The organism is Burkholderia sp. R-40, assembly GCF_049942845.1.
Taxonomy (GTDB): Bacteria; Pseudomonadota; Gammaproteobacteria; order Burkholderiales; family Burkholderiaceae; genus Burkholderia; species Burkholderia ambifaria.
Genome location: NZ_CP187967.1, coordinates 2,072,767 through 2,087,709 on the forward strand (window position 1 = coordinate 2,072,767; position 14,943 = coordinate 2,087,709).

The following is a 14,943-nucleotide window of genomic DNA, read 5'->3' on the forward strand; positions in this document are numbered from 1 at the left end:
CCCGGCGGCCGAAACCGCGCCCGTCTTGCGTCCGTTCTCGCGTCCGATGCCCGGACAGACCGGCAGCGCGCGCACTCGATGACCTTACCGCCGCTGCATCGAGTTTATTCCCGCATGAAGCCGGTGAAGCGCAAAAAATGCCCGGGCCCGCCGCGCCCGTTACGGCGTGCTGCTCCAGTAGCCGGGCCGCGCATACGCTTCGCGCAGGTAGTCGATGAAGTAGCGCACGCGCGCGGGCACGTAGCGCTGCTGCGGATAGACCGCGAGGATGTCGTAGTCCGGCAGCGCATATTCGTCGAGCACCGTCTCGAGTTCGCCCGTCTCGAGCTGCGCGGCGATTTCCCAGGTCGATCGCCAGCCGAGCCCGAGGCTCTCGGCCACCCAGCGATGCAGCAGCTCGCCGTCGTTGCAGTCGAGATTGCCGGTCACCCGCATCGTGACGATCTTGCCGTGGCGCTGGAAATACCAGCCGCGGTTCTGCCCGCCCTGCAGGTTGAATGCGAGACAGTTGTGCTTGAGCAGGTCGTCCAGCGACTTCGGCCGGCCGTGGCGGCGGAAATAGTCGGGCGTGCCGCACACGACGCGCCGGTTCGACGCGAGCTTCACCGCGACGAAGTTCGGATCGACCGAGCCGCCGATCCGGATCGACAAGTCGTAGCCTTCGCGCACCAGATCGACGACGCGATCGGTCAGGTTGAACGACAGCTGCATTTCCGGCTTGTCGACGAGGAAGCCGGGTGCGTGCGGCGCGACGTGCTTGCGGCCGAACGCGGCCGGCGCGGACACGATCAGGTGCCCGCTGACCGCGCGTCGCCCGGCGGCCAGCTCGTTCTCGGCCTGATCCCATTCGGACAGCAGCCCGCGGCAGCGCTCGAGGAACGCGGCGCCCTCCTCGCTGACCACCAGCCGCCGCGTCGAGCGGTACATCAGCTTCACGCCGAGGCGCTTCTCGAGCGCGTCGATGCGCCGCCCGAGCACCACCGGCGACACGCCTTCCTCGAGCGCCGCCGCCGCGAGGCTGCCCGCGTCCGCGACCCGCACGAACGTCTCGATCTGCTTGAAACGATCCATCTCCTGTCTCCGTCCCGGCGTCGACGCCGGCGGGAAGCCCCGTCCGGCCGTCATTCCATACTTTTAGTTTCGAAATAAGCGACTTCGGCTGATCTTATCAAACCTTTCCTGCGTCCCTAAAGTGTTCCCAACAGACCGATTCGCAAGATCCACACATTCAAGGAGACATGCATGGCCAAGATGAGAGCCGTCGACGCAGCCGTACTCGTGCTCGAGAAGGAAGGCATCCAGACCGCGTTCGGCGTGCCGGGCGCAGCGATCAACCCGTTCTATTCCGCGATGCGCCAGTCGGGCGGCATCAGCCACGTGCTGGCCCGCCACGTCGAAGGCGCGTCGCACATGGCCGAAGGCTTCACGCGTGCCGCGCCCGGCAACATCGGCGTGTGCATCGGCACGTCGGGCCCCGCCGGCACCGACATGATCACCGGCCTGTACTCCGCATCGGCCGACTCGATTCCGATCCTCGCGATCACGGGCCAGGCACCGCGTGCACGCCTGTACAAGGAAGACTTCCAGGCCGTCGACATCGAGTCGATCGCGAAGCCCGTCACCAAGTGGGCCGTCACCGTGCGCGAACCTGCGCTGGTGCCGCGCGTGTTCCAGCAGGCGTTCCACCTGATGCGCTCGGGCCGGCCGGGCCCGGTGCTAGTCGACCTGCCGATCGACGTGCAGCTCGCCGAAATCGAATTCGACATCGACACGTATGAACCGCTGCCGGTCTACAAGCCCGCGGCGAGCCGCGCGCAGATCGAGAAGGCGCTCGCGATGCTCAACGACGCGGACAAGCCGCTGATCGTGTCGGGCGGCGGCGTGCTCAACGCGGCAGCCGAAGACCTGCTCGTCCAGTTCGCCGAAACGATCGGCGTGCCGGTGATCCCGACGCTGATGTCGTGGGGCGCGATTCCCGACGACCACCCGCTGATGGCCGGCATGGTCGGCCTGCAGACGTCGCACCGCTACGGCAATGCGACGATGCTCGCGTCCGACTTCGTGCTCGGCATCGGCAACCGCTGGGCGAACCGCCACACCGGCAGCGTCGAGGTTTATACGAAGGGCCGCAAGTTCGTGCACGTCGACATCGAGCCGACCCAGATCGGCCGCGTGTTCGGCCCGGATCTCGGCATCGTGTCCGACGCGAAGGCCGCGCTCGAGCTGTTCGTCGCGGTGGCGCAGGAATGGAAGGCCGCCGGCAAGCTGAAGGACCGCAGCGCGTGGGTGTCCGAGTGCCAGGCGCGCAAGCGCACGCTGCAGCGCAAGACCCACTTCGACAACGTGCCGGTCAAGCCGCAGCGCGTGTATGAAGAAATGAACAAGGTGTTCGGCCGCGATACGTGCTACGTCAGCACGATCGGCCTGTCGCAGATCGCCGCCGCGCAGTTCCTGCACGTGTTCAAGGCACGCAACTGGATCAACTGCGGCCAGGCCGGCCCGCTCGGCTGGACGATCCCCGCCGCGCTCGGCGTGCGTGCGGCCGATCCGACCCGCCCGATCGTCGCGCTGTCCGGCGACTACGACTTCCAGTTCATGATCGAGGAGCTGGCCGCCGGCGCGCAATTCAAGCTGCCGTACGTGCACGTGGTGGTGAACAACTCGTACCTCGGCCTGATCCGCCAGGCCCAGCGCGCATTCGACATGGACTACTGCGTGCAGCTCGCGTTCGACAACGTCAACGCCCCGGAGCTGAACGGCTATGGCGTCGATCACGTGGCGGTCGCCGAAGGCCTCGGCTGCAAGGCGCTGCGCGTGTCCAAGCCGGAAGAGATCGAGCCGGCGCTGAAGCAGGCGCAGGCGCTCGCACAGGAGTTCAGCGTGCCGGTGGTCGTCGAAGTGATCCTCGAGCGCGTGACGAACATTTCGATGGGCACCGAAATCGATGCGATCAACGAGTTCGAGGAACTCGCCGAGAAGGCCGAGCACGCGCCGACCGCGATCTCGATGCTCGACTGATCCGCACGCCATTTTTTGACTGACCGACCGAAGAGGCTTAGCTCATGCCGAAGTTTGCTGCAAACCTGACCATGCTGTTCAACGAAGTGCCGTTCCTCGACCGCTTCAAGGCGGCCGCGGACGCGGGCTTCGACGCCGTCGAATTCCTGTTCCCGTATCCGTACGCGAAAGAGGGACTCGCCGAGCGGCTCGAGACGCACCGCCTGCGCCTCGTGCTGCACAACCTGCCCGCCGGTAACTGGGACCAGGGCGAGCGCGGCATCGCGTGCCTGCCCGATCGCGTCGGTGAATTCCAGGAAGGGGTCGGCCGTGCGATCGAGTACGCGAAGGCGCTGAAGGTGCCGCAGCTGAACTGCCTGGTCGGCATCCCGTCGGCGAGCACGGCGCGCGACAAGACCTTCGTCACGATCGTCGACAACCTGCGCTTCGCCGCCGACGCGCTCAAGCGCGAAGGCATCCGCCTGCTGGTCGAGCCGTGCAACAGCTTCGACATCCCGGGCTTCGCGCTGAACCGCTCGTCCGAAGGGCTCGACGTGATCCGCGCGGTCGGCTCGGACAACCTGTTCCTGCAGTACGACATCTATCACATGCAGCGCATGGAAGGCGAACTGGCCGCGACGATCGAACGCAACCTCGCGTCGATCGGCCACGTCCAGCTCGCGGACAACCCGGGCCGCAACGAGCCGGGCACGGGCGAGATCAATTACGCGTTCCTGTTCGCGCTGCTCGACCGGCTCGGCTATGCCGGCTACGTCGGCTGCGAATACAAGCCCCGCACCACTACGACGGAAGGCCTCGGCTGGCTGCAAAGCGTCGCCGGCTGCGCACCGGGCTCGGCGCGTCGCGCCGCCTGAGATCCGCCCTTCCCGCGGACTTCCAAACCCACGCCCCTATAGGAGACTTTCACATGGCAACCATCGGTTTCATCGGCCTCGGCATCATGGGCGCGCACATGGCGCGCAACCTGCTCAAGGGCGATCATCAGCTCGTCGTGAACGGTGCGTTCCCGGTGCCGGACGACCTGCGCGCGAGCGCGAAGGTCGTCGCGAACTCGACCGAAGTCGCGCGGAACGCGGACATCATCATCTCGATGGTGCCGGATACGCCCGACGTGCGTAACGTACTGTTCGCCGACGACGGCGTCGCGAAGGGCCTGACGGCCGGCAAGCTCGTGATCGACATGAGCTCGATCTCGCCGCTCGACACGCAGCAATTCGCGAAGCAGATCAACGCGCTCGGCTGCGACTACCTCGACGCGCCGGTGTCCGGCGGCGAAGTCGGCGCCCGCGAAGCGACGCTCACGATCATGGTCGGCGGCCCGGAGCAGGCCTTCGAGCGCGCGAAGCCGCTGTTCGAGAAAATGGGCAAGAACATCACGCTCGTCGGCGACAACGGCGCGGGCCAGACCTGCAAGGTCGCGAACCAGATCATCGTCGCGCTGAACATCGAGGCGGTCGGCGAAGCGCTGCTGTTCGCCGCGCGCTCGGGCGCCGATCCGGAGCGCGTGCGCCAGGCGCTGATGGGCGGCTTCGCCGCGTCGCGGATCCTCGAAGTGCACGGCGCGCGCATGACGAAGCGCACGTTCGATCCGGGCTTTCGCATCGAGCTGCACCAGAAGGACCTGAACCTCGCGCTCGACGGCGCACGCAAGCTCGGCCTCGCGCTGCCGCACACGGCGAGCGCGCAGCAACTGTTCAGCGTGTGTGCGTCCCACGGCGGCAAGGCATGGGATCACTCGGCACTCGTGCGTGCGCTCGAGATCATGTCGAACTTCGAAATCGGCCAGACGCCGGCCGCGTAACGCGGATGCAGCGGATGCAGCGGCGCGCGTTTCGCTGCAACGGCGAACGCGCGTGGGCGCAGCGCGACGCATACTCGCGATCCGGCCGCGGCCGGTCGTATCGGTGCGCGAACACGCGCGCATCACGGTGGGGCGCCCCGCCGCGCATCGCAAAGCGCGTGCGCGATGGGGCGAAAAACGCCGCTCTGGGCTGAGAGCGGCGTGGTGGGGTCCGCAGCGGCACCCGGCGACGCCGGGGAAGCCTTGGTCGGTCAGACGTCGTCGTCGGGTGTCCGCCTGTCGGATTTCGCGTATTACATTTCTTTACGTTCAGGCATGCGATTTTTCATGCAATCGTCGCGATGAACGCCTACACTTTCGCCACGCCTTTCGAGAAATCCGCCGCGCCTGGCGCTCACTCCGGTGAGTGCGCTCAGCGCGGTGTTTTTTTCGCCACTTCACGGCGCGTTTTCTTTTCAACCACCTAGGGAGTGCAGCGATGGGTCTTCTTTCGTTTATTAAAGAGGCGGGTGAAAAACTGCTGGGTCACGCTGACGCGCAAGCAGCGGAAGATCCGAATGCGGCGAACCAGACCGCGGCCGATGCAATCAAGAACTACATCAGCACGCAGGGTCTCGATACGTCGAATCTGACCGTCGCGTTCGACGGCGCGTCGCGCACCGTCACGCTGTCGGGCAGCGTCGCCGATCTCGACACGAAGGCGAAGGTCAAGGTCGCGGCCGGCAACGTGCAAGGCGTCGCGGGCGTCAACGACGACGATCTGCAGCCGGACGATCAGGAAGTTCAGTACCATGACGTAAAGCCGGGCGATACGCTGTCGGCAATCGCGAAGGAAGTGTACGGCGACGCGAACAAGTACCCGGCGATCTTCGAGGCGAACAAGCCGATGCTGTCGAGCCCGGACCGGATCTATCCGGGCCAGAAGCTCGTGATTCCGCCGCAGTCCTGAGCAATCGCCTAGCACTGACGCAAAAAAGGCAGGCCATTGGCCTGCCTTTTTTTCATGCGCGCCGCGCGCCGCCCGCTCGGCGGCGAACGGTCACAGCGTGTCGAATGCGCGTTGCAGCGCGTCGCGCCCTTGAATGCCGTTCGCGAGCGCCAGCATCAGCAGCACGCGTGCCTTGAACGGGCTCAGCGACCCGGCGCTCACGAAACCGAGCGCATCGTCATTCGCCGCGCCGTTGCGCATCACGTGCCCCGAGCCGACCCGCGACGCGCGCACCACCGCGACACCGGCGTTCACCGCATCGACGAGCGCCGCCTGCAGCGTCGCATGGATCGACCCGTTGCCGGTGCCCGCGACGACGAGGCCGCGCACGCCGGCCGCGACGAGCGCATCGACGGCCGTGCGCGTCACGCCCGCATAGCTCGCGACGATTTCGACCGGCGGCCACGCCGCGGCGATCGCCAGTTGCGCATCGCGCGCACGCGTCACGCGGCGCGCGAATTCCACGCGGCCGTCCTGCACCCAGCCGAGCGCGCCCAGTTCCGGCGACTGGAATGCGTCGACCGCATAGGTGCTCGTCTTCACGACGTCGCGCGCGCCGTGAATCCGGTTGTTGAACGCGACCAGCACGCCCTGCCCGCGCGCGGCCGGATGGGCGGCGACCGTCACTGCGTTCAGCAGATTCAGCGGGCCGTCGGACGACAGCGCGGTGGCCGGCCGCATCGCGGCCGTCAGCACGACCGGTTTGTCGCCGGTCACGACCAGATGCAGCGCGTACGCGGTTTCCTCGAGCGTGTCGGTACCGTGGGTGATCACGATGCCGTCGATCGCCGGATCGGCCATCAGCGCGTCGATGCGCGCGGCAAGCGTATTCCACAGCGGCAGCGCGAGATCCTTGCTGTCGATGCTGGCGACCTGCTCGGCGGCGATGCGCGCGACCGACGCGAGCGCCGGCACCGCGTCGAGCAGGAAATTGACGCCGAGCGCGCCGGCCTGATAGCCGGCCGTGCTGGCGGCGTCCGGCGCGGCGCCGGCGATCGTGCCGCCGGTGGCGAGTACGGCGATGCGCGGCAGCGCCGCCGCCGACGAAGGGGATGCGGAGTTCGGAGTATTCATGGCCGCGATTGTAATGGCTCGCGGCCGGCACCCGGCAGGATCCGCGTGTACGGCCGGGGCCGACGCACCCGCGTCATGGTTTGTCCCGATCACCCGCGCGCGCACGCATCGTCAACGGCTACGCGGGCCGGCGCGTTATACGAATGCCGTTTTGGTGTTTTCACATTGATTAGCCATAATCGGAGCGCGCGGCGCGATGCGACCCTGTTCCCGTTGCGCCGGGCTTCGTGACGGCGTCGATATAAAGCGCAATTCACCCCATGGGAGTGTCGAAATGAAAATTCAATCGCTCGTAGCCGCAGTGCTTCTCGGCGGCATGCTGGCTTCCCCCGCTTTCGCGGCGAACAGCCAGCAGGACAAGATGAAGGCCTGCAACACGCAGGCCGCCGGCAAGACGGGCGACGAACGCAAGGCGTTCATGAAGGACTGCCTGTCGACCAAGCCCGCGAAGGCAATGACGCAGCAGGAAAAGATGAAGGCCTGCAACACGCAAGCCACCGGCAAGAAGGGCGACGACCGCAAGGCGTTCATGAAGAGCTGCCTGAGCAGCCAGCCGGCCGCCTGAGTTCCGGCGCTCCCGCACGAATGCCGCGCACCGCTTCGGCGGGCGCGGCTTTTTTGTTTTCGTTGCACGCGCATCGACGCGCGCGATGCCGCCCGATGCGCCGGCGCACCGTCCGGCGGCATCGCCACGCCGACGCCGCGATACGTTGCGCCGCCCTCCCGCCCCGCTTTCCGGGCGCGCCGTGCGAATGCCGCCATATGGTGCGGCAATTCGCCGCGATTTCTTCTATGATGGCTGCAACGCGGCCCACCCAAGTACAAGAAGCGCCATCGGGCCGCCCTCGAGCCGGACGCGCACGCCGCGTCAAACGGAGGCATGGATGGCATGGAGACAACACCGCTGGTTTCGCCGCTGGCTGATCGTGATCGTGTTCTGGGCCGTGCCCGTCGCGATCGTCGCCGTGCGCGAGATCCGCGAGGAAATGGCGTATAACAAGGCCGATCTGGAGCTCGCGCTGACCACCTGGCAGCTCACCGAGGCTCAACAGGCCGCCGGCGCGGCCGCGAAGTGCCACGGGGATCCTGACGCGGCACGGGCGGCCGGCTGCCCGGCCGACGTGCTGAGCGCCAACGCGGCGCGCCAGCAGGCGGCCCGCGACGAATACGTGGTGCGCCGCAATACGCTTGCCGGTTATCTGTGGCACGCGTTCGTCGGCTATTGGGTCGTGCCGGCCGCGTTCCTGTTCGCATGCGGGGTCGTGATCGCGCTGATCCGCCGTGCGCTGCGCCGCCCGCCGATCAAGCCGCCCGCTCCGCCGGCGCCGCCCGTCACGCATTGATCACGCATTGACGCGCAGCCCCTCCTTTCCTTTCCCGCTAGCCGCCTGCCATCGCGCCGGCGCGCGACGCGTCGCCGCACACGCCGCGCCGTCCGTTGGCGTGCCGCGACATCCCCGGACGATTTGACGCTTTTTCACATCGCAATGAAAAGAGGCTGTAATCCACTGTGATATAACTGCCGACGTGATCCGCTCCCTGAGCGAGACTCACTCCGAACGTCATCCGATGGAGAATAACGATGCAAAAACGGAATCTTGTGCTGAAAGCTGCCGCTGCGCTCATCGTCGGTAGCCTCGCGCTCACCGGTTGCACCACCACCCCGGACAAGCCGGACAACGCCGCGACCAACGCGTCGAAGCGTCAAGCGATCGACTCGAGCGTCGACGCCACGCTGTCGCGCATGTATTCCACGGTCAAGGGTTCGCGTGAGCTCGTCGCGAAGTCGCGCGGCGTGCTGGTGTTCCCGAACGTGCTGCAGGCCGGCCTGATCGTCGGCGGCCAGTCCGGCAACGGCGCGCTGCGCGTCGGCGGCAGCACGGTCGGCTACTACAACACGTCGTCGCTGTCGGTCGGCCTGCAGGCCGGTGCGCAGTCGAAGGCGATCGTGTTCCTATTCATGACGCAGGAAGCGCTCGACGAATTCCGCGGCTCGGACGGCTGGGCAGCCGGCGCCGGCGCATCGGTCGCACTGGTGAAGATGGGCGCGAACGGCGCGGTCGATTCCAACACGGCCACCGCACCGGTCCAGGTCATCGTGCTCACGAACGCGGGCCTGATGGGCGACGTATCGATCAACGGCACGAAGGTCACGAAGCTCAAGATCTGACGCTGACGCCATGCCCGTGCACAGCGTGCGCGGGCCATGCGCAAACGGCGATGTCCTTGCGGGCATCGCCGTTTTTTTATCCGCGCGCGTCGCGCGTCAGGTCGTCGAGTCGATCACCTTGAAGCGCGAGCGCTTCTGCGCGCGAATCAGCGACTGGTAGACGTCGACGTACTGCTGCGCCATCCGGCGCGACGTGAAGCGCTGCTCGAAGCGCTGCCGCACGCGCGCGCGCGGCAGCAGGTGCAGCCGGTTCACGGCGGCCACCGCGCTGATTTCATCCTCGACGATGAAACCCGACACACCCTCGTCGATCACTTCCGGCACCGCGCCGCGATTGAATGCGATCACCGGCGTGCCGCACGACATCGCCTCGATCATCACCAGCCCGAACGGCTCCGGCCAGTCGATCGGAAACAGCAGCGCATGCGCGCCCGACAGGAATTCGGCCTTCTGGTGATCGGCGATCTCACCGATGAATTCGACGTGCGGCAACGCGAAAAGCGGCTTGATCTCGCGGTCAAAGTATTCCTCGTCGGCCGCATCGATCTTCGCGGCGATCCGGATCGGCAGCCCGCACTGGCCGGCGATCCGGATCGCCGTGTCGACGCGCTTCTCCGGCGAGATGCGGCCCAGGAATGCCAGATAGCGCGGCTCGACGGGCTGCGGCATGTACATCGTCTCGGGCAGCCCGTGGTAGACGGTCGTCAGCCACTTCGCCTGCGGCAGCGGCTGGCGCTGCGAATTGGAAATCGAGATCACGGGCGCCGTGTTGAACGTGTCGAACACCGGCTGCTGCTCGGGCAGGTCGAGCCGGCCGTGCAGTGTCGTCATGTACGGCGTTTGCTGCCGGTTGAAGACCGAGAACGAGTAGTAGTCCATGTGGAAATGGAGCACGTCGAAGTCCTTCGCGCGGCGCGCGACCGTCTCCATCAGCAGCATGTGCGGGGCAACCCGGTCGCGGATCGACGAATCGAGCCGCAGCGCGCGCGGCCACACGGGTTCGAGCTTCGCCCGGGTCGTCGAATCGCCGCTGGCGAACAGCGTCACATCATGGCCGAGATCGACGAGCGCCTCGGTGATGTAGGACACGACGCGCTCCGTGCCGCCGTACAGCTTCGGCGGCACCGATTCGGTCAGCGGGGCGATCTGGGCAATTCTCATGGTCCACGTCTCCTGTGTCCTGTCCGTTGCCGCACGGCCGGCGGGCGTGTGCGCGGTTTGCGCCCCGCCCCGCCCCGCTTTCATGCGGCGCCGGCCGGCATGGCGCCAGCCGAATATCCCATTATTATTCGCGATCACCGTACTGGGAACCGTCAGCCTTTCATTTTATGGGTGTTGTTACAGACCGGATACATTCCGCGCGGCGCGCCAGGTCGTTCTCGAACGCACGCCGCCGTGCCGGTCAACGCGACGGCCACTTCCATGCCGGCAGGTCGCGCGTGTCGGCATCGACGAGCGCGGTCGCGCCCAGCTGCTTGTCGAGCACCAGCGATTCGCAGCCGGCCTCGCGCTCGAGCGTCGCGATGAGCCGCGCCGCATGCGACACGACCAGCACCTGCGAACGCCGCGCGGCCTGCGCGATCAGGCGGCCGAGCGCCGGCAGCAGATCGGGATGCAGGCTCGTCTCCGGTTCGTTCAGCACCATCAGCGCCGGCGGCCGCGGCGTCAGCAGCGCGGCCGCGAGCAGCAGGTAGCGCAGCGTGCCGTCGGACAGTTCGGCGGCGGCGAGCGGCCGCAACAGCCCGGGCTGGCGCATCAGCACGTCGAAGCGGCCGCGTCCGCCCGGATTGTCGATCTCGACCGACGCGCTGGGAAACGCGTCGTCGATCGCCGCATCGAGTGCCGCGCCGTCGCCGATTTCGCGAATCGTCTGCAGCGCGGCGGCCAGATCGGCACCGTCGTCCGCCAGCACCGGCGTATGGGTGCCGATATGCGACTGCCGGGCCGGCGCCTGTGCGTCGGTCCGGAAATGGTCGTAGAAGCGCCACGAGCGGATCCGCTCGCGCACCGCGATCATCTCCGGCGCACCGGTCGGATCGGCGAACTCGGTCATCATGCTGTCGAAGCTCGCGACCGGCTGCGGAATCGTCCGCCAGTCGCCCGACGCGGTGCGCGTGCGGATCTGTGCGCCCTGCCGGTCGACCAGCAGCGTCGACGGGCGCGGCAGCGCGCCGCCCCAGATGCACTCGCGCTTGACCACCGGATCGAGCGCGAACTGCGAACGGCTCGGCACCGGCAGGCCGAGATCGATCGCATAGCCGAAATCGTCGCACGCGAAGCCGAGCCTCAGGCTCACGGGGCCCGTGCGCACCGTGCCCGTCACCGGCTCGTCGCCGGCCAGCATCGCGCGCGAGAAGCGCTCGGGGCCGGCCCACAGCGTCGACGGCAATCCGCCCTCGCGCGCGAACGACGGGATCACGCGGCCCTGCGCGGTGTCGGCGAGCAGGCGCAGCGCGCGGTACACGCTCGACTTGCCGCTGCCGTTCGGCCCGGTGACGACGTTGAGCGCCGCGAGCGGCACGATCAGCTCACGCAGCGAGCGGTAATTGGCGATGGCAAGCGTGTTCAGCGCGGTCATGGTGACGGAGGGCGGGCCACGTTCAGCGGCCGTCGACGGCCTGCGGATCGGCGGCGGTGTTGGCCGCCGTGCTGGCGGCGGGCTGGCGCGCATGTGGACGAACGGGATTCGGCGCGTCCGGCGCGGAATCGTGCGGATACAGCTCCATCCGGCTGCGCGGCAGGCATTGCGGAAAACGCGCCTGCAGGTACGCGATCAACCCTTCGCGCACGCGGCAGCGCAGGTCCCAGCACGACGACGAATCGACGGCGCTGACGAGCGCGCGCAACTGCATCGCGCGCTCGGTCGCGTCGGTCACCTGCAGTACCTGGACGCGCCCGTCCCACTCGGGCGCCGCATGAACCAGCCGCGCGAGCTCCTCGCGCAGCGGCGCGAGCGGCGTACGGTAGTCGACCGACAGGTACACCGTGCCGATGATTTCCGCGCTGCTGCGCGTCCAGTTCGTGAACGGATTCTCGATGATCCACTGCAGCGGCACGACGAGGCGCCGCTGGTCCCACAGCCGCACCGACACGAACGAGCCGGTGATTTCCTCGATGCGCCCCCACTCGCCCTGGATCACGACGACGTCGTCGAGCCGGATCGGCTGCGTGAGCGCGATCTGCAGCCCGGCGATCAGGTTGCCGAGCACCGGCCGCGCGGCGATACCGGCAACCAGGCCCGCGACGCCGGCCGACGCCAGCAGGCTCGCGCCGATCTGGCGCACGTTCGGGAACGTCATCAACGCGGCGCCCGTGCCGATGATCACGATCAGCACCATGACGGTCCGCACGAGCACCTTGGCCTGCGTGTGGACGCGCCGCGCGTGGAGGTTGTCGGCCGTATCCATCGGATGGGCCTGGATGATCGCGTCGCCGACGCCGGCCGCGAGCCGCACCAGCAGCCAGGTGAGCGACACGATCGAGCCGACCGCGGCCGCGGTGCGCATGCCGCGCACGAACGACATGCTCTCGTCCGCCTGGAGCCACACGAACTCGAGCGCAAGCAGCGCGAGCGTGACGAGCGACGGTTTGTCGATGTAGCGCAGGATCACGCTCATCAGCGGATACGGCTGCGCGATGCGCTTGACGATGCGTGCGCCGAGACGATGCACGATCAACACGACAAGCACGACGATGACCGACACGATCAGCGTGCCGAGCCATGAATGCAACGGCGCATCGGCGATGCGCTGCAGTTCCTCGATTGAAATCATCGGCGCCCGGGATGCTTCGGTTATGAGGCGCGACGGCCTCGTCCTGGATGCGTCGGCGACGTCCGGGCCGCATGCGCGCCCGGATCCGGCGTCAGATCAACTGCCGCCCCTGCAGGGGAACGCCTTGCCGAGGCCGAGCGACACCGCGGTGCTCGCGTTGTAGTCGGCCAGCTTCGGGTTCTCCGCGATGTACTTGCGCACCGCGTCGGTCATCTGCTGCGCCCGGATGTCGGGCGGCAGACAGAAGTACTGCCCGACGCGCGGCCCGGTGGTGCCGCCGATCGCGTCGATGGTGTTGTAGACGCCATCGGCGGCGCCTTCGATGTAGGCCGCGCACGACGCCCGCGACTTGACGTCCGTCTTCGCGCACAGCCGGTCGAGATCCGCGCCCGTGAAAGCCGCCGCCGACAACGGCACGGCAAACGCCGCGGCACAAAACATAGCCCGCAACATGGTGTTCCTTATGTCAATGCGGCCCCAGGCCGCTCACTGCACTGACCGGCGCGGCGGCCGCACACCCGCTGCCGGCCGGATTCCGGCCGGGCGGGCGCTTAGCCGCCGCGCCGAAACCGTCATTTTGCACTCTTTTGGGCATCGGCCGGCGCCGATGCGCCGACGCGCACCGTCCGCTTGCTCAGGATGTCGATCGCGTCCGGCGCCTTGTAGTGCTTCGCGAACTCGAGCGCGGTGATGCCGAGCTGGTTCTTCACCTGCGGATCGGCGCCCTGATCGAGCAGCAGATTGACCGTCGTCGCATGGTTGCCGCGCGCGGCCATCATCAGCGGCGTCGTGCCGTTCGGCGACGCCGTGTCGATATATGCATCGTGGTCGAGCAGGATCTTGACGACCGCGTCCTGGCCGTTGGTGGCCGCGTAGTGCAGCGGCGCCCAGCCCTTCTTGCTGACTTCCGCGCCCTTGTCGATCAGCAGCTTGACGAGGCCGACATCACCGTTCAGCGATGCGAGCATCAGCGCGTTCTCGCCGGCCTTGTCTTCCTTCTCGAGGTCGACGTTCGGCGTCGTCGCGATCGCGGTGGCGACCTTGTCGGATTTCTCGCGCGCGGCGATCACGAGGATCGGGTCGCCGTTCGGCGCGAGCGTGTTCGGATCGAGCTTGCCGCTCTTCAGCTGCTTGCCGATGTCGTCGATGTCGTCGAACTTGACCGCCTTGACGATCGCGTCGAGCGACTCGGCATGCGCGCCGGCGACGGCAAACAGGCCGCTCGCGACGAGTGCGGCGGTGACGAGGGCGCGCTTGGGCAGGTATGTGGTCGGCTTCATCATTGTTGTGGGCTCCTTCCCTGGGTTGTCGGCTGGCCGCGCGTCATGAGCGGGCGATCTTGAACAGCCGGAAAAAGTTCTGCGTGGTCGCATCGGCCAGCGCCTCGACGGCGATCCCGCGCTCGGATGCGATAAAACGTCCGACATGGCTGACGTACGCAGGTTCATTCGGCTTGCCGCGATACGGCACCGGCGCGAGGTACGGCGAGTCGGTTTCGATCAGCAGCCGCTCGAGCGGCACGCGCCGCGCGACGTCCTGCACGTCGGTCGCGTTCTTGAACGTGACGATGCCCGACAGCGAGATATGGAAGTTCTGCGCGAGCGCCTGCTCGGCGACGGGCCACGGCTCGGTGAAGCAGTGCATCACGCCGCCCGGCACGTCCGCGCGCTCCTCGGCCATGATCCGCAGCGTGTCCTCCGACGACGCGCGCGTATGGATGATCAGCGGCTTCATCGTCGCGGTCGCCGCGCGGATATGCGTGCGAAAGCGTTCGCGCTGCCATTCCATGTCGGCGATCGAGCGGCCTTCGAGGCGGTAGTAGTCGAGGCCCGTCTCGCCGATCGCGACGACCTTCGGGTGCGCGGCCAGCTCGATCAGTTCCGCGAGCGTCGGCTCGCGTGCGTCCTCGTGATCGGGATGCACGCCGACCGACGCATAGACGTTGTCGTGCGCCTGCGCGATCGCGAGCACGTCGGGCAGCGTCTCGAAGTCGACCGACACGCACAGCGCGTGCGTGACGTCGTGCTCGCGCATGTTCTCCAGCACGGCCGGCAGGCGGTCGGCGAGACCCTTGAAATTGATGTGGCAGTGAGAATCGACGAACATCGTGTTTCCTGAA

General features: G+C 67.3%; 15 protein-coding genes. 7 read left to right on the top strand and 8 right to left on the bottom strand.

Annotated elements, in window-relative coordinates:
• Positions 1-159: 159 nt before the first annotated feature.
• Complete coding sequence (locus tag ACP26O_RS09570) at positions 160-1,071, bottom strand: LysR family transcriptional regulator (protein WP_175660629.1); 912 nt, start codon at positions 1,069-1,071, stop codon at positions 160-162.
• Between the two features lie 171 nt (positions 1,072-1,242).
• Between ACP26O_RS09570 and gcl the strand changes: the two genes are divergently transcribed.
• The 4 genes from gcl (at position 1,243) to lysM (ending at position 5,768) form a co-directional block, all read left to right on the top strand.
• Positions 1,243-3,018 (top strand): glyoxylate carboligase, encoded by a 1,776-nt coding sequence (gene gcl / locus ACP26O_RS09575; protein ID WP_126228012.1) that lies wholly within the window; start codon positions 1,243-1,245, stop codon positions 3,016-3,018.
• 44 nt (positions 3,019-3,062) lie between these two features.
• Positions 3,063-3,872, top strand: coding sequence for a hydroxypyruvate isomerase (gene hyi / locus ACP26O_RS09580; RefSeq protein WP_175664833.1), 810 nt, complete (start codon positions 3,063-3,065; stop codon positions 3,870-3,872).
• 53 nt (positions 3,873-3,925) lie between these two features.
• Complete coding sequence (locus ACP26O_RS09585; RefSeq protein WP_165751549.1) at positions 3,926-4,819, top strand: 2-hydroxy-3-oxopropionate reductase; 894 nt, start codon at positions 3,926-3,928, stop codon at positions 4,817-4,819.
• A gap of 478 nt (positions 4,820-5,297) precedes the next feature.
• The gene (gene lysM, locus ACP26O_RS09590; protein ID WP_006755060.1) at positions 5,298-5,768 is read left to right on the top strand and encodes a peptidoglycan-binding protein LysM; all 471 of its coding nucleotides are present in this window, start codon (positions 5,298-5,300) and stop codon (positions 5,766-5,768) included.
• A gap of 90 nt (positions 5,769-5,858) precedes the next feature.
• Here the strand turns inward: lysM and ACP26O_RS09595 are convergent, their stop codons facing one another.
• Positions 5,859-6,881: an asparaginase gene (locus ACP26O_RS09595; protein WP_175664834.1), complete on the bottom strand. Its 1,023-nt coding sequence runs from the start codon at positions 6,879-6,881 to the stop codon at positions 5,859-5,861.
• 274 nt (positions 6,882-7,155) lie between these two features.
• Between ACP26O_RS09595 and ACP26O_RS09600 the strand changes: the two genes are divergently transcribed.
• From ACP26O_RS09600 to ACP26O_RS09610, 3 genes are all read left to right on the top strand, one after another.
• Positions 7,156-7,446 carry a PsiF family protein gene (locus ACP26O_RS09600; RefSeq protein ID WP_006755058.1) on the top strand — a complete coding sequence of 97 codons (291 nt, stop codon included), beginning with the start codon at positions 7,156-7,158 and terminating at the stop codon, positions 7,444-7,446.
• Between the two features lie 319 nt (positions 7,447-7,765).
• Positions 7,766-8,224, top strand: a complete 459-nt coding sequence (locus tag ACP26O_RS09605) for a hypothetical protein (RefSeq protein WP_126228018.1) — start codon at positions 7,766-7,768, stop codon at positions 8,222-8,224.
• Between the two features lie 239 nt (positions 8,225-8,463).
• Positions 8,464-9,051: a BPSL1445 family SYLF domain-containing lipoprotein gene (locus ACP26O_RS09610; RefSeq protein WP_011657078.1), complete on the top strand. Its 588-nt coding sequence runs from the start codon at positions 8,464-8,466 to the stop codon at positions 9,049-9,051.
• Between the two features lie 96 nt (positions 9,052-9,147).
• Here ACP26O_RS09610 and ACP26O_RS09615 read toward each other — a convergent pair whose 3' ends face one another.
• The 6 genes from ACP26O_RS09615 to ACP26O_RS09640 all read right to left on the bottom strand — a co-directional run bounded on the left by ACP26O_RS09615 (position 9,148) and on the right by ACP26O_RS09640 (position 14,930).
• Entirely contained in the window at positions 9,148-10,212 is a 1,065-nt protein-coding gene (locus tag ACP26O_RS09615; protein WP_175664835.1) for a glycosyltransferase family 4 protein, read from the bottom strand.
• Between the two features lie 241 nt (positions 10,213-10,453).
• Positions 10,454-11,629 (bottom strand): AAA family ATPase, encoded by a 1,176-nt coding sequence (locus ACP26O_RS09620; protein ID WP_175664836.1) that lies wholly within the window; start codon positions 11,627-11,629, stop codon positions 10,454-10,456.
• Positions 11,630-11,651: 22 nt separating this feature from the next.
• Positions 11,652-12,824 carry a mechanosensitive ion channel family protein gene (locus ACP26O_RS09625; RefSeq protein ID WP_006755342.1) on the bottom strand — a complete coding sequence of 391 codons (1,173 nt, stop codon included), beginning with the start codon at positions 12,822-12,824 and terminating at the stop codon, positions 11,652-11,654.
• Positions 12,825-12,920: 96 nt separating this feature from the next.
• On the bottom strand, positions 12,921-13,277 hold the full coding sequence (locus ACP26O_RS09630; protein WP_006755340.1) for a Rap1a/Tai family immunity protein: 357 nt from the start codon (positions 13,275-13,277) through the stop codon (positions 12,921-12,923).
• Between the two features lie 119 nt (positions 13,278-13,396).
• Positions 13,397-14,107 (bottom strand): ankyrin repeat domain-containing protein, encoded by a 711-nt coding sequence (locus ACP26O_RS09635; protein WP_175664837.1) that lies wholly within the window; start codon positions 14,105-14,107, stop codon positions 13,397-13,399.
• A gap of 40 nt (positions 14,108-14,147) precedes the next feature.
• The gene (locus tag ACP26O_RS09640) at positions 14,148-14,930 is read right to left on the bottom strand and encodes a TatD family hydrolase (RefSeq protein ID WP_138847580.1); all 783 of its coding nucleotides are present in this window, start codon (positions 14,928-14,930) and stop codon (positions 14,148-14,150) included.
• Between the last annotated feature and the right edge of the window lie 13 nt (positions 14,931-14,943).